The organism is Bacillus sp. SB49, assembly GCF_000469135.2.
GTDB lineage: Bacteria > Bacillota > Bacilli > Bacillales > Halobacillaceae > Halobacillus.
Genome location: NZ_CP048117.1, coordinates 1,612,476 through 1,632,243 on the forward strand (window position 1 = coordinate 1,612,476; position 19,768 = coordinate 1,632,243).

Consider the following 19,768-nt stretch of genomic DNA (forward strand, 5'->3'; position numbering starts at 1 on the left):
GGAAAGAGGCACGATATCACTAGTCCTGCATGAAAGATTTACCTCTGCTGTTGAAGAATACCTACATAAGGCTTTGAACTAAGCCGGTTACCGGGTTTTCGTTTTTATGGCCGGTCCTTATGGATCGGGCTTTAAAATATAATTTGTCACTATAAGAGAAAGAGAGGTATTGCGCATGAGAGGTTGGACGAATAAGTTCCGTTCTTTCCTTTTACTCGGTTTTCTTACCGCGTTCCTTTCCGGATGTGGAGAAGAGAACCTTAGTGCCTTGAAACCGAAGGGGTATGGAGCGGAATTATTATTGGATCTTATGTTGATCAGTATTGCGATCATGATCTTTGTTTTTGTGATCGTTATGGCCATTTACGCCTTCGTTCTTATCCGTTTCAGGGAAAAGAAAGGACAGGAACACGTCATTCCGAAACAGACGGAAGGCAACAAGGCGCTGGAAGTGATCTGGACAGTCATTCCAATCATCCTTCTGCTTGTCCTGGCCATTCCTACCGTACAAGCGACTTTCGATCTTGCTGATCAATCCACTCAAGGGGATGAAGGGGTTGTGACGATCGAAGTCACCGGGAACCAATATTGGTGGCATTTCAATTACCCGGATCAGGAAATTGCCGTCAGTCAGGAGCTCTACATCCCGACAGGCGAGCGTGTCTACTTAAATATGAAATCCAGTGATGTCATCCACTCCTTCTGGCTTCCTTCCATCGCTGGAAAGATGGATACGAATCCAGGAGAGAATATGAACACCATGTACTTAGAAGCTAATGAAGAAGGGGTCTACTGGGGACACTGTGCCGAGCTTTGCGGCCCTTCCCACTCTTTGATGGATTTCCGCGTGGTGGCGGTCAGTCCGGATGAGTACGATCAGTGGGTGGAAGACATGCAGAATATTGATCCGGAAGCCGCTCCGGAGACGACATCCGCTCAGGATGGTCAGAAACTTTTCAATGATAACTGTATGAGCTGTCACGCTATCGGTGGAGCGTCTGCCGGTGTGGGGCCGAATCTGGCTAACTTCGGTAATCGGGAGAAGATTGCCGGTATATTAGAGCCTTCCAAGGAGAACCTCGTCGACTGGATCGTACAGCCGGATGAAGTGAAGCCTGGAAACCAGATGCCGTCCGAGCTTGTTACAGAAGATGAGGCAGCTGATATTGCCGATTACTTATTACAATTGCAGCACTCTGACGTGGGCAGTGATGTTCCGACACAGAGTGAGGACGAGTGATTCAATAATTGATAGAGGTTGAAAAGGGAGGTTAAAGCGTGAGTACTGCAGTAGCACACAAGCGAGGCCTCGGTGCTGCGATTTGGGATTATTTGACTACCGTAGACCACAAGAAGATCGCGCATCTTTATCTGGTTGCCGGAGGATTATTTTTCCTTATCGGCGGTCTGGAGGCCATGATTATAAGAATTCAGCTGATGAAACCGGACAACGATTTCATTTCGGCTGGACTATATAACGAAATGATCACGATGCATGGAACAACCATGATTTTCCTTGCGGCTATGCCGCTCATTTTCGCATTAATGAACGCCGTTGTACCGTTACAAATCGGGGCGCGGGACGTCGCCTTTCCATTTTTGAATTCTTTGGGATTCTGGCTTTTCCTGTTCGGCGGATTGATGCTGAATGTTTCCTGGTTCACAGGAGGAGCGCCGGATGCCGGTTGGACCAACTATGCACCGTTATCGACGACATCACCTGGTCACGGCGTTGACTACTATGTCATGGGTCTGCAGATATCAGGTGCCGGAACGTTGATCGGGGGGATCAACTTTCTCGTAACGATCGTCAATATGCGTGCGCCTGGTATGACGTATATGAGGATGCCGTTGTTCACATGGTCGGTCTTTGTGACAAGTACACTGATTTTGTTCGCCTTTCCGGCTTTGACGGTCGGTTTGTTCCTGATGATGTTCGATCGAATGTTCGGTTCTGCGTTCTTTGACGTCGCCCTCGGTGGTAACGTCATCATCTGGGAACACTTATTCTGGATTTTCGGACACCCGGAAGTCTATATCCTGATCCTGCCGCTGTTTGGTGCATTCAGTGATATCTTCTCGACGTTTTCCAGAAAGCGTTTGTTTGGATACTCCGCAATGGTATTTGCTACGGTATTGATCGGGTTCCTTGGATTCATGGTATGGGCCCACCATATGTTCACCGTCGGAATGGGACCGATTGCTAACTCCATTTTCGCCGTAGCTACGATGGCCATCGCGGTTCCGACCGGAATCAAAATATTCAACTGGCTCTTCACGATGTGGGGCGGCCAGATCAAGATGACCTCTGCAATGCTTTGGTCTGTCGCCTTCATCCCTTCTTTTACCATCGGTGGGATGACAGGGGTTATGCTGGCAGCGGCGGCTGCCGATTACCAGTATCATGATACGTATTTCGTAGTCGGTCACTTCCACTACGTCATCGTCGGCGGTGTCGTCTTTGGATTGTTCGCGGCTCTGCACTACTGGTGGCCGAAGATGTTTGGTAAAGTATTGAACGAAAAATTAGGTAAATTGGCATTTTGGCCGTTTTTCATCGGCTTCCACCTGACATTCTTCATTCAGCACTTCCTGGGGCTGATGGGGATGCCGAGACGTTACTGGGTATTCCTTGAAGGACAGGGGTTGGAAACAGGAAACTTGATCAGTACGGTCGGGGCCTTCCTGATGGCGATTGGAACCGTTATTTTTATGATCAACGTCATTTACACGTCCGTTCGTGAGAAGAAGGTCGACGGGGATCCTTGGGGCGGCCGTACGCTTGAATGGTCCATTCCTTCCCCTCCGCCGCACTACAACTTCGTACAGACGCCGTTGGTCCGCGGCCTGGATCCATTGTGGGTCGAAAAAATGGATGGAAAAGAGGGGATGACTCCGGCAGAACCACTTGGTGACATCCATATGCCGAATGCATCGATTCTTCCATTTACTATGTCTTTAGGACTTTTCATCGCCGGTTTCGGCTTCATTTATCAAGTCGATGATTCTTCCTGGTTGATCGCGGTCTTCGCAGGGATGGGAATCACCTTACTATCGATGCTGCTCCGGTCTGTAAAAGATGATCTCGGCCATCACATCCATAAAGAAGAGTTGGAAGAAGATATTAAGAAGGGGGTTGCCAAGAAATGAGTCATGAAGATGTATTGAATCCCAAACAAATGCCGCATGATCCTGAAAAGGCCACCCTCGAAGGAAAGAATAAGTTTCTCGGTTTTTGGTTTTTCCTCGGTGGGGAAACGGTCCTGTTTGCGAGTCTGTTCGGAACCTATCTTGCTCTGAACGGCTCCACACAGGGAGAGAACACACCGGAGAATTTATTCGGTCTTGAACTTGTGTTCCTTATGACGATGCTCCTTCTGACGAGTTCATTAACAAGCGTATATGCGATGTATCACATGAAAAACCACGATTTCGGCAAGATGCAGGCATGGCTTGGAGTGACGGTGCTGCTCGGGCTTGGATTCCTTGGATTGGAAATTTATGAATTCGTCCATTACATTCACGAGTATGAATTCACATTCCGTTCTTCTGCGTTCGGTTCTGCCTTCTACACGTTGGTAGGTTTTCACGGCGGACACGTCCTCTTCGGACTCAGTTGGATCGTTACGTTGATGATCCGTAACCAGAAGCGGGGCTTAAACTTATACAATGCCCCTAAGTTTTACATCGCCAGTCTTTATTGGCACTTTATCGACGTTGTATGGGTCTTCATTTTCACAGTCGTCTACCTTATGGGAAAGGTGGGTTAAGCGATGGCGAAGAAAACATATACCAAACCTGTCCACAAGGCGGAGTATGAGAAGAAACAGCACAAGGAAGAAATGAAGCAGCAGGTGATCACCTTTGTGCTGATGATTTTCTTCACCTTAATTGCTTTCGGAATGGTGATCATGGAAGTGAGTTCGTATTTCATCATCCCGATCCTGATTGTTCTTGCAGTCGTCCAGGTGGCATTCCAGCTCTATTATTTTATGCATATGAAAAACAAAGGGCACGACATGCCGGCGTTGATGATGTACGGCGGAGCGGCTGTGGCACTCCTGACAATCATCACGTTCACCTCTATCGTTTGGTGGTAACTGGGAAAAGACCGGGACACGTGTCCGGTCTTTTCTTCATTCGCAATAATTTTGTCTAAATAATGAATAGTGGGAATATTACTTAATATTTCCTCGTTTTTTCCAAATGAATTCGGTAAAATGAAGAAGAAAATACAACGAACAGGGAGTGGCAACCATGTGGTTAGAACTTCAAATCTTCGGCTTCCGTGCACTGTGGAGTCCATTCTATCTTCTTTTTGTCCTGGTACTGGCATCTGTCTACTATTATGTGACCGGTCCGGGGAGAAAGGAAGGGGAAGCGCGACCTTCCATTGTTCAGCAAGTGCTGTTTTATTCGGGTATAGTTCTCTTATACACCATTAAAGGCTCTCCTGTCGATCTCCTGAGCCATATCATGTTCACCGCCCATATGACGCAGATGGCGCTGTATTATCTGCTGTTCCCAATTTTAATTATTAAGGGTGTTCCCGTCTGGATTTGGGAGAAAGTCCTGACGGCTGGAGGGATTGCTCCCGTTATGAGTTTCTTAACGAAACCACTGCTTTCTCTAATCGTATTCAACGGCTTGTTTTCTATCTATCATATGCCGCCTATATTCGATTTTGCCAAATCCAGTGAGTGGGCGCACACGTTGATCACGACGTTCATTCTGTTTACAGCCTTCTGTATGTGGCTTTCCGTCTTTCCGCCGCTGAAACGGATGGACAGGCTGAGTCCCCTGTTGAAAATTGGATTCATTTTTGCAAACGGCGTCCTGATTACTCCTGCCTGCGGGCTGATTATTTTTGCCGGGTCACCAATCTATGCGACATATTCAGACGGCGGCGCTTGGATTCAGGCAATGAGCCTGTGTGTGCCAGCGGATGTTTTGAGTGGTTTGTCAGGAACGCTGACTGGTCCTTCTTATTTTTCAGCGATGCCGGTCCTTGAAGATCAACAGCTTGGCGGGATTATCATGAAAGTAACGCAGGAGATCATTTTCGGATCCGTGATCGCTTATATCTTCTTCCAATGGTTTAATAAAGAAAAAGATACGATCGATCCGCTTCCCGGTACAGTTGGAACAGAGACTTGAAGCGTCCATTTAATAACCAGAAGTTAATATCATCATTGTTTGAAAAGGGAAAGAGGTGCTTGTATGCCAATATTGCCGACGTTAAGTACATTTTTCATCGTAATCAGTGCCGTTTTTGTAGCTGTCGGATGGTATTTGATTATTAAGGATAGAAAGAGTGCACACAGGAAAGTAATGCTGCTTGCTGCGGTCAGTGCACTGACTTTCTTTATCATCTATGCCAGCCGGACTGTCTTTGTCGGGAATACAAGTTTCGGTGGACCGGATGAAATCAAAGTCTACTATACGATCTTCCTCATTTTTCATATCTTCCTTGCGACAGCAGGGGCTGTATTTGGAATCGTGACCCTGCTTTTCGGGTTTAAGAAGAACATTGGAAGACATAGGAAAATCGGACCAGTAACAAGTATCATCTGGTTCTTCACCGCGGTTACCGGAGTTGCGGTTTATCTGCTTCTTTACATCATCTACGACGGCGGCGTGACGACGAGTATGATCAAGGCGATTCTAGGTACATAAGTGGAAGGTCGCTGCTTTCGCCATTCCTCTCACGGAAGTTAGGAAAAACAACGAAATTATTCGTTGTTTTTTTGTTTAACAACTGGAGGAAAAAGGTATAAAGGAATGTACTAATAAAATCCTCTATACATATAGGAAAGGGATGGATTACGGATGGAAGTGAAGTCAGCAAGATTGAAGCTTTTTCCGGTCACACTCGATTTGGCACAAACATTGATGAAGAATTCCTTGGCTTTTTATTACAAATTCCAACTGCCTTGGAATAAAAATTGGCCGCATGACGGACTGCGAGCGTTGCTGCCGATGTATGCAGAGAGGCTGGAGAACAATCCGGAAGAGCTTGGATTCGGACCGTGGGTGATCATCGACCTTGAAGAAGAACATGTAATCGGGGATATTGGTTTTAAAGGCCTGCCCGATGAAGATGGAAACATAGAAGTCGGTTACCATATCGTCGCATCCGAGCGTAACTTCGGCTTTGCCTCGGAAGCAGTGGATGCATTGTGTCAATGGGCGTTTCGCCAGGAGAATGTAAAGGGGATCGAAGCGCAGTGTGATAAGGGAAATATTCCATCACAGAAAGTTTTAATCAATAACGGTTTTAACCATACGGGAAGAAGCCAGGATATCCTTGTATTCAAGAAAGATAAAACACCGAAGGATCATAAACAGAATACGTTTCACGAAGGAATTTAAAAACCCGGAAGCATGAAGATGCTTCCGGGTTTTTATCGTTTATATTTTCATATTCCATTTAATAATTCCCGCTTCTTTAGCGGAATTAAAAGCGATGACAAGCAGAGGACCAAGGATAAATCCGAGCAGTCCAATCAGCTGCAGTCCTAAATACATGGCGATGAGCGTGGCAAGCGGGGAGAGCCCGATATGCCGACCCATGACCTTCGGTTCGACTGTACGCCTTATAGCCAGTAAGACGATAGCAAGAATGGCGAGCTTCGTTCCGGTAGCCACATCACCGGTGAGCAGGGTATAGACGGACCATGGACCGAGAATAACAATGGAACCGATAATTGGAATGAAGTCGATGATCCAGATAATAAAGGACATCAGTAGAGCGACTTCCGGTGCAATCCACAGTAGTCCTGCCAGAGAGACAATGAAAATGATAATACTCACAAGAAATTGGGCTTTCAGGAAGCCGAACACGACATAGGACAGGCGAGCATTCATGAATTTAACTTTTTCAGATGTCGCTTCCGTGAAATTGTTGTGCATCTTTTCCCGTAAGCGCGGAAGCTCCAACATAAACATAAACAGGGCAATCAGATAAACGAGCAGACTGACCAGTAATTCCGGTATCTTGGCCGCGGCGGCTGCGATATTTGTAATTTCAAGCTTTTCTGCAATCGTATTGGAAGTCCTGTCCACTGCATTTGTAAGTTCATTCGTTACTTTGTCGACGAACTCCTTCGGCATATTCTGTGTGAAGCTGGACATATTCTCTTCCCAGTCCAGAAGGACATCGTTGATTTGGTTAATATAACCCGGAGCGTTGTCAGCCAGCTGCACAATTTGAGTGACTGCTTTCGTTATCGTGAAAGAACCGAGAAGGCCGAGAAATACAAGGAACAAAAGAAACACGATCGTCACAGACATTTTCCTGTTGATCCGGAACCTGAATTCGAAAAATCGAACCGAGGGATTCAAGAATAATGCCGTCACAAATGCCAGGACGAGCGGAATCGACACAGGCAGAATAAAGTAGGCGATGATGATAAGTAGGATAGCTGCCATGATCAGCAGCCATTGTTTTTTTGAAAGATATCGGAACAATTTAAGTATCTTTCTCCTTTCCCCCATGAATCTGTGTAGAGTTTGCATAAATGGAACCTGTTTCCATATACAGGTCTGCTAAAAAAGCCGCCCATCATTCAATGATGTGCGACTCAGTGGCATCCGGCTGTATCAGCGGCGGTCCGGATCGTTCGAAAGTTCATTCACTTTTGCGAGCACTTCTTCGTTTTCATTTTCCTGTGCCCATTTCTTTAATTTATCGAGGACAATATGTTCAGGTACTTGTGTATGGTATTTCTTCGCGCCGTCTGCGACTTTGTGTACCAAGGATAAGGCTCTTTCTACTAAATCATTAGAAAAGCCCTCCTGATGCCCATACTCGATGCCGTGAGGATAATAATGACGTCCTAGAAGAGGCTGAAGAAGCCGGATGACGGCATCTCCTCGATCGACATCCCCTTCAACGGCGAATCCCTGAATCCGTATGTAATGGGTCACATTCTTTTCTGGTGCTTCCAACTTGTAATCGTACGTTACTCGCTCATAATCCCAGGAGCCGCCAAGGATAAAACCGTTGCTTTCCATTAATTCCGTAAGCGGTTTAAGGTCGACGACAAGACCTTCCATACCAGTACCTTCTAACCTCATAGTTTATACACCTCACAAATTGTTATGTATCTTACCGGACGATCGTACGGATTTATTTCGCAATTGTCTATGGTGTTCCGTTCCATTACTTACTATTGGCATTTACAGTTATATTATACAACAAAAGGGTCGGCATTGCATGTAATAAAATCCTCAAATAGGAGACAATAAAGTTTGATTTCGACTTAATGAAGGAGGAATTATTGATGAAGACGGTAAAAGATATTATGACCAGTGATGTAGTTGTCTGTCATACGAATGATCAATTGAGCCAAGCGGCTTCCATGATGAAAGAAAGGAACGTAGGAGCGATTCCAATCTGCGATGAGCAGGGGAACCTTATGGGAATGGTCACGGACCGTGACCTGGCAATTCGCGGTTATGCGGCGAAGCAGCCCGATTCTACACCGATCCAGCAGGTGATGAGTGACCATATGTACAACTGTTCACCGGATACGTCATTGGAAGAAGCGAGCCGGATCATGGCTCAGCACCAAATCAGACGCTTGCCTGTCGTGGAAAACGGCAAACTCGTCGGCATGCTTTCTCTCGGAGATCTCTCCGTTGAAGAAATGTCCGACCATGCAGCAGGAGTGGCTTTGCAGGATATTTCCGAACGTCCGGAACTCCACTGAGAAGAAGGCAACCCGCTTTAGGGCGGGTTGTCTTTTATAATGTTCATAGATGATTTGGATGATTATTATACATATAAGTAAATACTTTTTAACAAGGAGGAACGGATGAAAAGATGGGGGTTGATTTGGGGATGTGCAGCGGCCTTGCTTATTTTTGGGCTATGGAAGATAGGTGGGGAAGAAGAGAAAGGTTTGGAAGAGGCTGTAGTGACAACGGGGGAGCCCATGCAAGAGAAAGAAGCGTTCTCCTTGGAAATGATTCCGGGGGCGACCGCGAAAGACCTCGCGGTGCTGTTGGGTGCACCGATGAAGAAGGCCCCTGGGAGATAAGGCTATCAGTGGTGGATGTACAAAGAAGGAGAGGCACCGATCCTGATTGGGATGTATGAAGGGGAAGCGGTAACGGCGGTTGTATTCCATAGAGTTAAACACGGGGATGTCCGAGTCGGTGATTCCTACCAAACCATCGGCAGGCGTGAGACGTTGCAGAGAAAATTCCCCTTACCGAGTGAAGATCCTTATACCTTTGAATTATCGGAAGAGGACGTTCGGACGAGGCCGCTCTTACCATTAGAAGAGCAGTGGTCGCTCCAGTTATATATCGATACGGTGACAGAAAAGGTTTCTGCTGTTCGGTTGATCCGTAATGATTTCCTGCTTCGGCAGCAACCGTACCGTCTCGTCTATAACGGGGCACTCCCGGCAGCGGAGTACTTGGATAGAGAAGAGTGGGAAGCCGTGCAGGAAGGGGAAAAGGCGCAGATCTTCGCCCTTACTAATTACATAAGGAAACGGGAGGGAGCGGATGAGCTCAAGGAGCATAAAGAAGCGGGAGCAGTCGCTTACCGGCATAGTGAGGACATGGCACGGTCGGATTATTTCTCTCATCATTCTCCGGACGGAAATGGATTGAAGGAGCGCTTGGAAGGCATTTCTTACACCCGGGCGGGAGAAAACCTTGCCGCTCGTTACGTCGATCCGACAGCCGCCTTGAACGGCTGGATGAACAGCCCCGGCCATAGAAAAGCACTGCTGGATACGGAATTCACTCATGTCGGCATCGGTGTCTTCCGAATGCATTACACCCAGAATTTCCTGACACTCCCATGAACGCCTCGCTTCTTTATGCATAGGCTATACTGTAATTCTGACAGTGAGGTGTAGGAAATGGGAACGAATGAGTTGCACCCGAATGTCCAACAGTTCAAAGCATTCGTCGATCGTAAACCTGCAGTGAAGGCACAGCTCCGTAAAAATCATGGTTTGATCCAGAACTATTACGAGAAATGGCTGATCCTGGGTGAAAAGGATCCGTTCTGGGGATCCCTTCCTAAAGTCAAGAATGAACCCGGTCAGGCGAAGATGGACTGGATCAAACAAATCGGCCTGTTGATGGAAGATATAAACTGGGAAGAGGTATCGCGTCAGATCGATGAACTAAATGGAGCGTTGGGCCAGTTCCAGCAGTTGATCACCGATGTCCGGAGTGATTCCACACAGGGTAAAGAGAAAATGGAGTACCCCTATTATTAGGGAGAAAGAGGCAGGTGGAGATTCTTACATTTCCATCTGCCTTCCTATTTGATAAGATAGAGATGGAGGTGGACAAGTTATTATGTTAGCTACAATGGAGATTGTCGATATCCTGGACCGTTCCGAGTCTATAGGCCGGATGGTCATGAACTCCGATACGATGCAGCATTACCAAGAGGCGAAATCGGCTCTTGCCAACGATAAAGAGGCGCAGAAGCTCATCAAGCGCTTTGCAGATATGAAAGAACACTATGAGGACGTGCAGCGATTCGGTCGCTATCACCCGGATTACAATTCGATCATGAAGGAAGTCCGACTGGTAAAAAGAGAGATGGATATGCATGAATCCGTGGCACAGTTCAAGAAAGCGGAACGCGAGATTCAAAAGCTCCTGGATGAAATAAGCGAAAGTGTTGCTTTCAGCGTGAGCGAACAGATTAAAGTACCGAAAAACGGCGCGGCCCTTACCGACAGCGGATGCAGCGGCGGCTGTGGTAGTGGTGGAAGCTGCGGCTGCGCTTCCTGACTACCGCTCCAAACGGATGCAGTCGGTACATCCATTCCCACAGCAGAACATCTTCTTTTGTGGTACGAGAAACCGAACCCGATACACATAAAGCGCCTGATCCTTGCGTACATAACTCATCGCAAGGGTCAGGCGTTTGCCTTTCATCGCAGTCGCTGCACAGTTTTTCAGCGTATTTTCAACGGGTTCTCGGTCAACGGATCTATCTGTATGAAGATAAAAGAACGGCATCCCGGCATATATTTTTGATGTAACTTGCTTAAAAAGAGGAGATTGATCCAACAAGGATTCGAACTTCTGCCAAGCTTTTTCCTGATCGGTCTGCATGAAAATACCACCCTTCAAAAAAAGAGTCATTGCCGGCTTGTTCCTCATTTGGTAAACTGTCGTTAACAAATTATGTTTCATGGGGAGTAGAGACGGACTATGAACAGAACGAAACGGCAAGGAATTATCGTCTATTTTCAACATATGAAAAACATCAGGCAGATAAAGAAACATGGGCATTTGATCCATGCTTCCAAAAAAATGAAGTATGCTCTCATTTATGTTAATCAGGAGGACTTGGAGTTTAAGATGGAGAAGCTGGAACGCCTCCCTTTCATTTCCCGCGTCGAGCCTTCCTTCAAGCCGGAAATACGGACGGATTATGAAAATGCGAAGCCTGATAAGGCGAAGCAGTATGATTATAAGATGGGTATTTGACTGAAAAAGGAACTTCCGACCGGAAGTTCCTTTTTTATGTGAGTGGAGCGATGAAACGGTTCATCCGAAGAATGCCGATCAAGTGCTGATAGAACAATTCGGTTTCCGGAAAAAGGTTGGATGGTTTGATTGTGAATTCGCTTACCTCTTTGCCGGCTTTCTCGGCCATTTCCTTAAATAGATCAAACCGCTTGTTAGGCATCTCGTGGGGATTTGGGATCCCTTCTCTGCATATATAAATCGGTTGAAATTTATCTCCAAAGGCGGGTTTCATGACAAGCGAAAGGGAAGCGGTCGGTTTGCCTTCCTTCTCACTGTAAAAAGCGATGGCGTGCTGAATACGATCCGGCATTCGTTCGCCCAGATCAATTAATTCATAAATATCCGCATACCCTTCGCCAAGTTCGATGAATTTCTGTATCATAAATAAGAACATCCTTTCTTCGTTGCATCTTCTCGTTTAAAGGTAGCACGAATGTCAGGAAATGTGAACGTTGATTTTCTCAGGAAAGGAGGGAAGTTCTATTGAAAATATGGAAGCGGACAGGCTGGCTGGTTTTCGTCTTTTTCACCGTTATCCTTGCCTATCAGTGGCATGCGGCAGGGAAAGGTGGTGCGAAGCCTGAACAGGAACTGCAGATCACAATCGAAGCAGAGCGACAAATAGCCGTTGTCACATATCATTACGCGGTTCTTGCACCGGGTGTTTATGAGGTCGATTTCCCTCCTGGTGCAGGGGACGTATCCTGTGCATACGAAGAAGATGGATGCCGTTTGGTTGATGGTCAACAGTTAAACCTGGAAGAGACAGCCTCCGTACACCTTACGTATACGGTAAAGATTCCAGAGAACAAGCAGTGGGATAATTGGCATTTGGTAGTACACAAAAACGGCAGCCCGGTCCAGTCTTCCTTCACTCTGAAAATATTGGATGCTGCAGGTTCCGAAAGAAATTGGGCGGCACCTGTCCGAAAGCCGGCAGACATCGAGCTCGACAGGATACATTTTCACCGTTTTAAGTTCGGGAAAGAATATCCTCTTTATGTGACAAGAGGTATGGAGGAATGGACGTATGAGGACAGTACGGTGCTTCTTTCTGACAAGAACAACTGGCTGGAGGAAGACAGGGAATCGTTCAAGGAGATTCTTGACTTATACGGGCCTGCCGTTGTCCGCACCGGTACAAAATCCCTTAAAGTAAAAGACGGATACTGGCAGGTGCCCGGTAAAGATGACGATGCTCTAAGGATGGAACTGTTAAAGCGAAAGCTGACCTCGTTATCTTCCGAGCAAGATGGTAACACAATCGAACGGGCGGTTGGACTGATAGGTGCGGAAAACAGGGATGGTCTTTCTAAGGCGGCTCGAGATTTATTGGAACAAAAGATCGTACGCTCCGAAGCCCCTGCCGACCTTGCATCCTTTCTAGACCGCTCCCTTTATGAGATTACAGGTATGAAAACCTCCTACTTTAGGAAAGGCGAGAAGGAACTGTACTTTGTTCTTAAACACGAGCCGGTGCCGGCAGTCGTTTACCAGGGAGAGCCGTATTATCCCGTGAAAGAATTGGCACAACAGCGAGGATACAGCTTGGTCTCTGTTGGTAAAGGGCAGATACGAATCCTCACACCTGATGGAGAGTACGTCTTTTATGAAAATGAGCCCATCTTCATCTTCAACGAAGAGGACTTCGGGATAGCGGAAGGGGCACTGAAACAATTCGGCGAAACATTTTATATGAAAAAACGGTATGTAGACGATTTGTTCGGCGCATTTCAAAAAAAATAGGGCTGCCCGAATCACGGGCAGCCCTGCTTTTTTGGATCATGCAAGATGAAACAAAAAAGTAAAGGGAGAGGAGAAACCGGAGGAAGAACTTATGGGGATGTAAGTCTTCTCCGTTTTCAGAAGCAGTATCATCCGCTTCCGTTGCTAGTATGGGCATAAGTCCAGCCGGATATTCATGGAACAGGAAATTTTTATTGATAAGCATCCCCACAAGGATGCACTTCCCCGAAAGACGTAATTTATGGTAGGATTATGGGGAATGCTGACAAAAGAGGTGTACACAATGCGAGTGATTGCAGGTCAATTCAAGGGCAGACAGTTGAAATCTGTCCCTACTCATAAAACACGCCCGACGACAGATAAAGTGAAAGAAGCCGTCTTTCACGGAATTGGTCCTTTCTTTGACGGTGGACGGGCACTGGACTTGTTCGCCGGCAGTGGTGGTCTTGGAATCGAAGCGATCAGCCGCGGGGCGGATTCCTGTGTCTTCGTCGACCAGCAGCAGAAAGCGGTCCAGACCGTATATGAAAACATCAAACTGCTCGATATAGAAGACAGGGTGGAAGTGTTTCGTACCGATGCGAAACGCGCGATTAAAGCTGCGGGGAAACGCGGGTTGGAGTTTGAATATATCTTCCTTGATCCTCCTTATAAGAAGTTCTCGTATAAGGATTTAATGGAAGCGCTTTTACAGAACGATCTTGTTGCAGATGATGCTATTATCGTCTGTGAGCACGATGCCTCGGAAGATATCCCGGAAGAAGCGGGCCGTCTGAAACTTCAGAAAACCGACTTCTACGGCAGCAATATCGGCGTGAGCATTTTTCAATGAGGAGGATTAAGTAGATGACAAAGCTAGCAATTTGTCCGGGAAGCTTCGACCCAGTTACATATGGTCATCTGGACATTATCAGAAGAGGTGCCAAAGTGTTCGATCACGTGACGGTGGCGGTGTTCAACAACCAAAGCAAATCACCGCTGTTTGATGTCCATGAACGCGTAGCGCTTCTGGAGGAAGTAACGAAGGACTTGGATAACGTTTCTGTCGATGCCTGCAGTGGTCTTCTGATGGATTATGCAGAAGAGAAGAATGCGAATGCCATTATTCGCGGCCTGCGGGCGGTCAGTGACTTTGAATATGAAATGCAGATTACATCCATGAACAGAAAGTTGAACGAAGACATTGAAACCTTCTTCGTCATGACGAACAACCAATACTCTTTCCTAAGTTCCAGTATCGTAAAGGAAGTCGCCAAATATCGGGCGAATATTTCCGATTTGGTGCCTCCTGCGGTCGAGAAAGCACTCGCAGAGAAATTTTAACGAAAAAGACAATCCTTCTTCATGAAGAAGCGGATTGTCTTTTTTTTGTCCATTTCACAGCAATCATAAAGAGGATGGCAATCATAGTAATTGGTGGACCATACTCGTGGAAGAATTCCAGAATCGGCAGCGTGAATCGCTCATCCGGGTTCCAAATCGGCAGCGATTGTGTCTGAAAGGGAGAACGGACGTAAAAGGCATAGCAGATGAACATGAGTACCGTTGCTAGAACGCCGTGGGCTATGCGGGCGAGCGCATAAGGTTGGAAACGAATGTCTGTTTCCGACAGGATGCTTGCAATCTGTGCCTGAATAGAAAAGCCGTGGAAGCCAAGGATGAAGCTGACCACTAAAAGTTGGGCGAGCAGGGGTTCGTGTGTGTCTGTCACCGCTCCTACTCCAGTCGTCAACTCGAGCATTCCGGCAGCGAAAGGAACCTGGAAAGCATCTGGAAGGCCCGTCCATGCAAGGATATGGGTGAAGATATGAATGGCGCCCGTTTGTTTGAGAAGCTCAGTCAGGACGGAGAAGAGCATGATGAATCCCCCGACCATAAGTAGCGTATCGACAGAACGGGTCACAGCGTCACCCATTAGTCTACCGAAAGAACGTCCATCCTTCAGGCGTGAGTGATGCATCTTCCAAAAAGCATCTTTCCACGTTGACGACTTCCGCTCCATGGATCGTTGTTCCCGGTCATTTCTCCCATAGAACCGCATCCCGATGCCTACAAGCATATTGCCGCCGTAGTGAGAAGCAGCGAGCAGAACACCAAGGTTGGCATCATGGAAAAAACCAACAGCAATGGCGCCGAAAAGGAACAAAGGGCTGGACGCATTCGTGAACGCCACCAGCCGCTCTGCTTCCACTCTTGTCACCTCTCCTTTCTTCCTGAGATCAGCTGTCCATTTTGCCCCGGCCGGGTATCCGCTCGCCATCCCCATCACCCATACGAACCCGCCACACCCAGGAACGTTGAACAGCGGCCGCATGAATCGTTCGCTCAATGCTCCGAGACCGTGGACAACACCAAAACCGATCAGGAACTCTGCCGTGATGAAGAAGGGAAGCAGGGACGGGAAGACGATTTCCCACCAAATATCAAGTCCCCTCAAGCTTGCGGAGAGGGCATCTTTCGGGTAAAGGATCAAAGCAACCGCAAGAGAAGTCGCCATCAGGGTAAGAACGACGGTCTTCAATTTAGAAATCTGGATCAACCTCCTCCGGTATCGCAGTTTTCTGTACTTATACCTAGAGAAATAGTAGAATGAGGATATATTTCGGCTGGATATAAGGTTTGTCCATATTCTATGTGTACGCTCATAAGGAGTCGGTTTATTCCATAAAATAAACTACTCGCGAGAAAGGGGAATGCCATGTGGGAAGACCGAAGATCGGCTTGGCTCTGGGCTCTGGTGGCGCCCGGGGGTTTTCACACTTGGGGGTATTAAAAGTCCTCGAAGAGCAGCACATACCAGTCGATTTAATTGCCGGAAGCAGTATGGGAGCGCTTGTGGGCTCTTTTTTTGCTGCCGGACAAAAAATGGACGATTTATACAAGCTTGCGTTCACATTCAAGCGCAAATATTTCCTTGATTTTACCGTCCCGAAAATGGGGTTTGTCCAAGGGAAGAGGATCAAGGAGTACATCCGCCTGTTTACGTTCGGGAAGGCGATCGAAGACTTGGATATTCCGATGTCCATCGTCGCTACCGATCTATATGCAGGTAAGAAAAAAATTTTCACAAGCGGCCCTGCGAGCGATGCGGTACGGGCAAGTATCGCTATTCCGGGGATATTCGTGCCTGAGAAGATTGGGGATCGTTTGTACATAGACGGAGGAGTCATGGACAGGGTTCCGGTCTCCGTCGTGAAAGGAATGGGGGCGGACTTTGTCATTGCGATCGACTGTGCCCATTTCGATGCCAGTCCCAATATCAACTCTATCTATGACGTCATCACCCAAAGCATTGACATCATGCAGGATGAACTGCTTACAGCGACGGGTGTTTCCTCGGATGCGGATGTCATGATCCGTCCGGATGTCTCCAGGTACAGTTCCCGTGCGTTCACAAACATACCCGAGATCGTGAAAGCAGGGGAGAAGGCAGCGGAGGACAGCATGGAAGAAATACGTAAGAAACTCGCTGCGTGGAAGGAGTCTGGAACAAAATGAAATCGAATAAAAGACTGGTAATAACCGCGGTCATTACATTACTGATCGTCGCTTTTCTCGGGGCGTATCGTCTTCCGTTCTATATTTATAAACCGGGAACGGCTGATGCGCTCAATCCAATTGTCGAAGTGGACGGAGGGTATGAAAGTAAAGGAGATATGCACCTTGTGACCGTCCGGGGCGGACAAGCGACGCCGATCCAATGGCTTCTTGCCAAAATCCGTCCCTATCATCAAATCTATCCAATTGATCAAATCCGCCCGGAAGGCGTGTCGGAAGAAGAATACTTCCACGCTCAGCTGCAGATGATGGAGACATCCCAGGAAGCGGCGAAAGTCGTTGCCTATGAGGCAGCCGGGAAAGATATCCAGATCAATTATGAAGGCGTGTATGTCATGAGCCTTGTTGACGGCATGCCGGCAGAGGATGAACTGGAGATAGGTGATCAGATCACAGAGGTGGACGGCAAAGAGATTAAAGAGACGAGCGATTTGATTGACTACGTTAGTCAAATGAAGGAAGGGGACACAGTGAAACTGACGATCGTACGAGGGAAAGAGACTATTCAGAGGGATGTCGCGCTTGCTCCATTCCCGGATACACCGGACAAAATCGGAGTCGGTATCTCCCTCGTTACAGACCGGTCTGTTGATGTCAATCCGGCAGTAAACGTAATGAGCGGCGATATCGGCGGACCGAGTGCCGGTTTGATGTTCTCCCTGGAAATTTATGATCAGCTGACCGAAGAGGATATGACTGACGGTCTTGAAATTGCCGGTACCGGAGAAATCAATTATGAAGGAATCGTCGGCCCGATCGGTGGAATTGATAAGAAAGTGGTAGCTGCTTCGAAGGAAGGTGCCGACGTGTTCTTCGCTCCAAATGAAGAGGGAAGGAAAGGCTCCAATTACGAAGTGGCGAAGAAAACGGCGGAGGAGATCGATACGGATATGAAGGTCGTTCCTGTTGATACCTTTACCGATGCCCTTAACTATTTGAAAGACATGAAAACGGAACAGGGGTAATAAAAGAGCCGTTCTTACAGAACGGCTCTTTTTGATTACAGAATAACAGGGGCTTGGTATTCCCGTTTCATGAGTGCCGTGCGCTGCTTCGGCGCGAGAGGAGCGTAATAAGCAGCCGTCGCCCGTTCCTCAAGCTCAAGAAGAGGATGAGTCAGCTGTTGTGGCTGGGTAATCACAGGTACAGGCGTTGTTTTTTTAGCTTCTTTCAAGAACGAGCGTCCATGCTCATTCATTCCGAGTACTCTGGCATAAGGCGGTTGTTCTTCCTGAAGCTCGCGCCGGGCGGTTTCTTTATCTGTCCCGACAAGGATGTGCACAAGCGTCCTCTGCAGCCTCGTCCATGTATAGCGTTTTGTTTTGACTTTATCCATAAAGTCCTGGAAGGATACAGCGTCCTTCATCAGGCGCTTCAGCCTGTACTCAAGCCCTTCATCGACCCCGTGAATGCTTCTGAGTACGGAAGCTTCCATCGTGCCGACCTTGTATTGGAGGAGCTGAAAATAACGCTCCCATTCATGCCACACTCCCGCCATAGAGCGATAAGACAGCAGCTGCTCCACCGTATCCTTTCGCAGGGATTTCACTGCCGCTTCAGTCAAGCATTGTTTTTTTAACAGCTCCCTGCGTATGCTTGTAGCACTTGCGATGGTTCCGGTAATGTCTTCCTCGTGGTAATGGCTGTCTTTCCGAAGAATCGTCACCGGATCTATATGCGGGGCATAAGCAGCGATTTCTTTCAAATAACTAAGACCGAGGATATTGTTCGGCTGGGACATGTCGACCGCACCGTCGGGGAAATCGATGGCTTCGTATCCCAACCGAGACGCTTCGGGAAAGGAAAGGCCTTCTGCCATGCTTTTCCTGAGTGTTTCCTGATACGTATCCTCATGAAGCTCCATCTGCTCCTTCGTTTGCAAGAAAGCGTCGATCCGTCCACTCTCACTGCCGAAGCAGACCGCTTGGACACCCAGATCGGCCAAAATTCGGATGGCCCCTTTACTGAAAAAGTCGCTGTTTTGGACGGCATAGAGAAAGGGAAGTTCGACGACGAGATCCGCGCCGCCCCTTAGTGCCGCCTTCGTTCTGTGCCATTTGTCTATGATGGCAGGCTCTCCCCGCTGCAGGAAAGGACCGCTCATGACGGCGACGATGCAGTCCGCTTCCGTCTGTATCCTTGCTTGTTGAAGATGATAGTAGTGACCATTGTGAAAAGGGTTGTACTCGACAACCACTCCGCAGGATTTCATGAAAAACCTCCTTCGTCCTTGAACAAGTGTTTGGTTTATTTTATCATGGAAATAGGAAAAATTCGCTTTCCTTAAGGATCTTTGGTTAAAACGTCAGGACGGATCACTCGAAGGTTCTATGCTGTAAAGAAAAAATATTGACAAATCAACCAAATACTTTTACAATAACTCTTGTTGCCATGAGGTGATAACTATGAAATTTCCTCTACAAAAACTCAAGCGGACAGGTGAGGAACCTTTCCACTTTGAGGATGACGTAGATATTCGCGAATTAGCAGAATTGAACAATGACATTCGCAGGATTTCCCCTGTTCATGTCAAAGGTCAAGCAATGACTCAAGGAAATGATATAACGGTAACTTTTTCAATCGATGGAGAAATGGTGTTGCCTTGTGCCCGGACGTTAGTTGATGTGACTTATCCATTTCACATTAATGCTCTGGAGGCATTTAATCTGTCACCTTACCATACAGAAGAAGATGACTCTGAAGTTCATTCCGTGAATGGAGAAGTGCTTGACTTAACGCCTTATATCAAGGAAAATGTACAGTTGGAGATTCCGACTCGCGTCTTTTCCGATGATGATGAGGCCCATGAAGCAGCTCCCCAGGTGGGGAAAGGCTGGCAGGTGGTTACAGAGGAACCTGAGGAAAAGAAAGTGGATCCTCGATTGGCTAAACTGCAATCATTATTAAATGAAGAAGAGAACGACTAAGATAGTCTTCCTGGTTC

25 protein-coding genes are annotated in these 19,768 nt (G+C 47.3%); 19 read left to right on the forward strand and 6 right to left on the reverse strand.

Going from position 1 to position 19,768, the window contains the following annotated elements; genetic code table 11:
- The first annotated feature begins 175 nt into the window (after positions 1-175).
- The 7 genes from coxB to M662_RS08530 all read left to right on the forward strand — a co-directional run bounded on the left by coxB (position 176) and on the right by M662_RS08530 (position 6,372).
- Positions 176-1,240 carry a cytochrome c oxidase subunit II gene (gene coxB / locus M662_RS08500; RefSeq protein ID WP_008639116.1) on the forward strand — a complete coding sequence of 355 codons (1,065 nt, stop codon included), beginning with the start codon at positions 176-178 and terminating at the stop codon, positions 1,238-1,240.
- 38 nt (positions 1,241-1,278) lie between these two features.
- Positions 1,279-3,150: a cytochrome c oxidase subunit I gene (gene ctaD / locus M662_RS08505; RefSeq protein WP_008639118.1), complete on the forward strand. Its 1,872-nt coding sequence runs from the start codon at positions 1,279-1,281 to the stop codon at positions 3,148-3,150.
- Positions 3,147-3,770: a cytochrome c oxidase subunit 3 gene (locus M662_RS08510; protein WP_008639120.1), complete on the forward strand. Its 624-nt coding sequence runs from the start codon at positions 3,147-3,149 to the stop codon at positions 3,768-3,770. The genes ctaD and M662_RS08510 overlap by 4 nt, the downstream gene beginning before the upstream one ends.
- A gap of 3 nt (positions 3,771-3,773) precedes the next feature.
- The gene (gene ctaF / locus M662_RS08515; protein WP_008639121.1) at positions 3,774-4,100 is read left to right on the forward strand and encodes a cytochrome c oxidase subunit IVB; all 327 of its coding nucleotides are present in this window, start codon (positions 3,774-3,776) and stop codon (positions 4,098-4,100) included.
- A 157-nt stretch (positions 4,101-4,257) separates the two neighbouring features.
- Positions 4,258-5,157, forward strand: a complete 900-nt coding sequence (ctaG, locus tag M662_RS08520) for a cytochrome c oxidase assembly factor CtaG (protein WP_008639122.1) — start codon at positions 4,258-4,260, stop codon at positions 5,155-5,157.
- 63 nt (positions 5,158-5,220) lie between these two features.
- Positions 5,221-5,676: a DUF420 domain-containing protein gene (locus M662_RS08525; RefSeq protein WP_008639123.1), complete on the forward strand. Its 456-nt coding sequence runs from the start codon at positions 5,221-5,223 to the stop codon at positions 5,674-5,676.
- 153 nt (positions 5,677-5,829) lie between these two features.
- Complete coding sequence (locus M662_RS08530; RefSeq protein ID WP_008639124.1) at positions 5,830-6,372, forward strand: GNAT family N-acetyltransferase; 543 nt, start codon at positions 5,830-5,832, stop codon at positions 6,370-6,372.
- 39 nt (positions 6,373-6,411) lie between these two features.
- Here the strand turns inward: M662_RS08530 and ytvI are convergent, their stop codons facing one another.
- Both ytvI and M662_RS08540 read right to left on the reverse strand, forming a co-directional pair.
- Positions 6,412-7,470 (reverse strand): sporulation integral membrane protein YtvI, encoded by a 1,059-nt coding sequence (gene ytvI / locus M662_RS08535; RefSeq protein WP_008639128.1) that lies wholly within the window; start codon positions 7,468-7,470, stop codon positions 6,412-6,414.
- Between the two features lie 132 nt (positions 7,471-7,602).
- A complete protein-coding gene (locus M662_RS08540; protein ID WP_026577524.1) occupies positions 7,603-8,079 on the reverse strand; it encodes a YugN family protein in 477 nt (158 codons plus the stop codon).
- 206 nt (positions 8,080-8,285) lie between these two features.
- On the opposite strand from M662_RS08540, the gene M662_RS08545 reads away from it, so the two are divergent.
- The 5 genes from M662_RS08545 to M662_RS08565 all read left to right on the forward strand — a co-directional run bounded on the left by M662_RS08545 (position 8,286) and on the right by M662_RS08565 (position 10,773).
- A complete protein-coding gene (locus tag M662_RS08545; RefSeq protein WP_008639132.1) occupies positions 8,286-8,714 on the forward strand; it encodes a CBS domain-containing protein in 429 nt (142 codons plus the stop codon).
- A gap of 105 nt (positions 8,715-8,819) precedes the next feature.
- Complete coding sequence (locus M662_RS08550; protein ID WP_026577523.1) at positions 8,820-9,044, forward strand: hypothetical protein; 225 nt, start codon at positions 8,820-8,822, stop codon at positions 9,042-9,044.
- Between the two features lie 15 nt (positions 9,045-9,059).
- Positions 9,060-9,824 carry a CAP domain-containing protein gene (locus M662_RS08555; protein WP_051348866.1) on the forward strand — a complete coding sequence of 255 codons (765 nt, stop codon included), beginning with the start codon at positions 9,060-9,062 and terminating at the stop codon, positions 9,822-9,824.
- 57 nt (positions 9,825-9,881) lie between these two features.
- Positions 9,882-10,247, forward strand: a complete 366-nt coding sequence (gene ylbD, locus M662_RS08560; protein WP_008639137.1) for a spore coat protein YlbD — start codon at positions 9,882-9,884, stop codon at positions 10,245-10,247.
- Positions 10,248-10,329: 82 nt separating this feature from the next.
- The gene (locus M662_RS08565; protein ID WP_026577522.1) at positions 10,330-10,773 is read left to right on the forward strand and encodes a YlbF/YmcA family competence regulator; all 444 of its coding nucleotides are present in this window, start codon (positions 10,330-10,332) and stop codon (positions 10,771-10,773) included.
- On the opposite strand, the gene M662_RS08570 is transcribed toward M662_RS08565, so the two are convergent.
- Positions 10,774-11,100, reverse strand: a complete 327-nt coding sequence (locus tag M662_RS08570; RefSeq protein WP_152413415.1) for a hypothetical protein — start codon at positions 11,098-11,100, stop codon at positions 10,774-10,776.
- Positions 11,101-11,199: 99 nt separating this feature from the next.
- On the opposite strand from M662_RS08570, the gene M662_RS08575 reads away from it, so the two are divergent.
- Complete coding sequence (locus tag M662_RS08575; RefSeq protein ID WP_008639144.1) at positions 11,200-11,478, forward strand: YlbG family protein; 279 nt, start codon at positions 11,200-11,202, stop codon at positions 11,476-11,478.
- A gap of 34 nt (positions 11,479-11,512) precedes the next feature.
- Here the strand turns inward: M662_RS08575 and M662_RS08580 are convergent, their stop codons facing one another.
- Complete coding sequence (locus tag M662_RS08580) at positions 11,513-11,902, reverse strand: DUF7147 family protein (RefSeq protein WP_008639146.1); 390 nt, start codon at positions 11,900-11,902, stop codon at positions 11,513-11,515.
- Positions 11,903-12,003: 101 nt separating this feature from the next.
- Here M662_RS08580 and M662_RS08585 point away from each other — a divergent pair, with 101 nt between their 5' ends.
- From M662_RS08585 to coaD, 3 genes are all read left to right on the forward strand, one after another.
- Positions 12,004-13,266 carry a hypothetical protein gene (locus M662_RS08585; protein ID WP_026577521.1) on the forward strand — a complete coding sequence of 421 codons (1,263 nt, stop codon included), beginning with the start codon at positions 12,004-12,006 and terminating at the stop codon, positions 13,264-13,266.
- A 283-nt stretch (positions 13,267-13,549) separates the two neighbouring features.
- Entirely contained in the window at positions 13,550-14,098 is a 549-nt protein-coding gene (gene rsmD, locus M662_RS08590) for a 16S rRNA (guanine(966)-N(2))-methyltransferase RsmD (protein ID WP_008639150.1), read from the forward strand.
- A 14-nt stretch (positions 14,099-14,112) separates the two neighbouring features.
- On the forward strand, positions 14,113-14,589 hold the full coding sequence (coaD, locus tag M662_RS08595; protein ID WP_008639152.1) for a pantetheine-phosphate adenylyltransferase: 477 nt from the start codon (positions 14,113-14,115) through the stop codon (positions 14,587-14,589).
- 19 nt (positions 14,590-14,608) lie between these two features.
- Here coaD and ylbJ read toward each other — a convergent pair whose 3' ends face one another.
- Positions 14,609-15,805 (reverse strand): sporulation integral membrane protein YlbJ, encoded by a 1,197-nt coding sequence (gene ylbJ, locus M662_RS08600; protein WP_236096548.1) that lies wholly within the window; start codon positions 15,803-15,805, stop codon positions 14,609-14,611.
- A 161-nt stretch (positions 15,806-15,966) separates the two neighbouring features.
- Here ylbJ and M662_RS08605 point away from each other — a divergent pair, with 161 nt between their 5' ends.
- Both M662_RS08605 and M662_RS08610 read left to right on the forward strand, forming a co-directional pair.
- On the forward strand, positions 15,967-16,764 hold the full coding sequence (locus tag M662_RS08605; RefSeq protein WP_008639155.1) for a patatin-like phospholipase family protein: 798 nt from the start codon (positions 15,967-15,969) through the stop codon (positions 16,762-16,764).
- On the forward strand, positions 16,761-17,789 hold the full coding sequence (locus M662_RS08610) for a SepM family pheromone-processing serine protease (RefSeq protein WP_026577519.1): 1,029 nt from the start codon (positions 16,761-16,763) through the stop codon (positions 17,787-17,789). The genes M662_RS08605 and M662_RS08610 overlap by 4 nt, the downstream gene beginning before the upstream one ends.
- Positions 17,790-17,824: 35 nt before the next feature.
- Here the strand turns inward: M662_RS08610 and M662_RS08615 are convergent, their stop codons facing one another.
- Positions 17,825-19,036 carry a nucleotidyltransferase gene (locus tag M662_RS08615; protein ID WP_026577518.1) on the reverse strand — a complete coding sequence of 404 codons (1,212 nt, stop codon included), beginning with the start codon at positions 19,034-19,036 and terminating at the stop codon, positions 17,825-17,827.
- A gap of 193 nt (positions 19,037-19,229) precedes the next feature.
- Here M662_RS08615 and M662_RS08620 point away from each other — a divergent pair, with 193 nt between their 5' ends.
- Complete coding sequence (locus tag M662_RS08620; RefSeq protein WP_008639161.1) at positions 19,230-19,751, forward strand: YceD family protein; 522 nt, start codon at positions 19,230-19,232, stop codon at positions 19,749-19,751.
- Positions 19,752-19,768: the final 17 nt, after the last annotated feature.

Bases quoted from the DNA above. Each gene is read 5' to 3' on its own strand.
- ylbD (WP_008639137.1), top strand. From the start codon at position 9,882: ATGGGAACGAATGAGTTGCACCCGAATGTCCAACAGTTCAAAGCATTC.
- M662_RS08575 (WP_008639144.1), top strand. From the start codon at position 11,200: ATGAACAGAACGAAACGGCAAGGAATTATCGTCTATTTTCAACATATG.
- ctaG (WP_008639122.1), top strand. From the start codon at position 4,258: ATGTGGTTAGAACTTCAAATCTTCGGCTTCCGTGCACTGTGGAGTCCA.
- M662_RS08510 (WP_008639120.1), top strand. From the start codon at position 3,147: ATGAGTCATGAAGATGTATTGAATCCCAAACAAATGCCGCATGATCCT.
- coxB (WP_008639116.1), top strand. From the start codon at position 176: ATGAGAGGTTGGACGAATAAGTTCCGTTCTTTCCTTTTACTCGGTTTT.
- M662_RS08525 (WP_008639123.1), top strand. From the start codon at position 5,221: ATGCCAATATTGCCGACGTTAAGTACATTTTTCATCGTAATCAGTGCC.
- M662_RS08570 (WP_152413415.1), bottom strand. From the start codon at position 11,100: ATGCAGACCGATCAGGAAAAAGCTTGGCAGAAGTTCGAATCCTTGTTG.
- M662_RS08610 (WP_026577519.1), top strand. From the start codon at position 16,761: ATGAAATCGAATAAAAGACTGGTAATAACCGCGGTCATTACATTACTG.
- M662_RS08540 (WP_026577524.1), bottom strand. From the start codon at position 8,079: ATGAGGTTAGAAGGTACTGGTATGGAAGGTCTTGTCGTCGACCTTAAA.
- M662_RS08555 (WP_051348866.1), top strand. From the start codon at position 9,060: ATGTACAAAGAAGGAGAGGCACCGATCCTGATTGGGATGTATGAAGGG.
- M662_RS08615 (WP_026577518.1), bottom strand. From the start codon at position 19,036: ATGAAATCCTGCGGAGTGGTTGTCGAGTACAACCCTTTTCACAATGGT.
- M662_RS08580 (WP_008639146.1), bottom strand. From the start codon at position 11,902: ATGATACAGAAATTCATCGAACTTGGCGAAGGGTATGCGGATATTTAT.
- ctaF (WP_008639121.1), top strand. From the start codon at position 3,774: ATGGCGAAGAAAACATATACCAAACCTGTCCACAAGGCGGAGTATGAG.
- coaD (WP_008639152.1), top strand. From the start codon at position 14,113: ATGACAAAGCTAGCAATTTGTCCGGGAAGCTTCGACCCAGTTACATAT.
- M662_RS08545 (WP_008639132.1), top strand. From the start codon at position 8,286: ATGAAGACGGTAAAAGATATTATGACCAGTGATGTAGTTGTCTGTCAT.
- M662_RS08620 (WP_008639161.1), top strand. From the start codon at position 19,230: ATGAAATTTCCTCTACAAAAACTCAAGCGGACAGGTGAGGAACCTTTC.
- M662_RS08550 (WP_026577523.1), top strand. From the start codon at position 8,820: ATGAAAAGATGGGGGTTGATTTGGGGATGTGCAGCGGCCTTGCTTATT.
- rsmD (WP_008639150.1), top strand. From the start codon at position 13,550: ATGCGAGTGATTGCAGGTCAATTCAAGGGCAGACAGTTGAAATCTGTC.
- M662_RS08565 (WP_026577522.1), top strand. From the start codon at position 10,330: ATGTTAGCTACAATGGAGATTGTCGATATCCTGGACCGTTCCGAGTCT.
- M662_RS08530 (WP_008639124.1), top strand. From the start codon at position 5,830: ATGGAAGTGAAGTCAGCAAGATTGAAGCTTTTTCCGGTCACACTCGAT.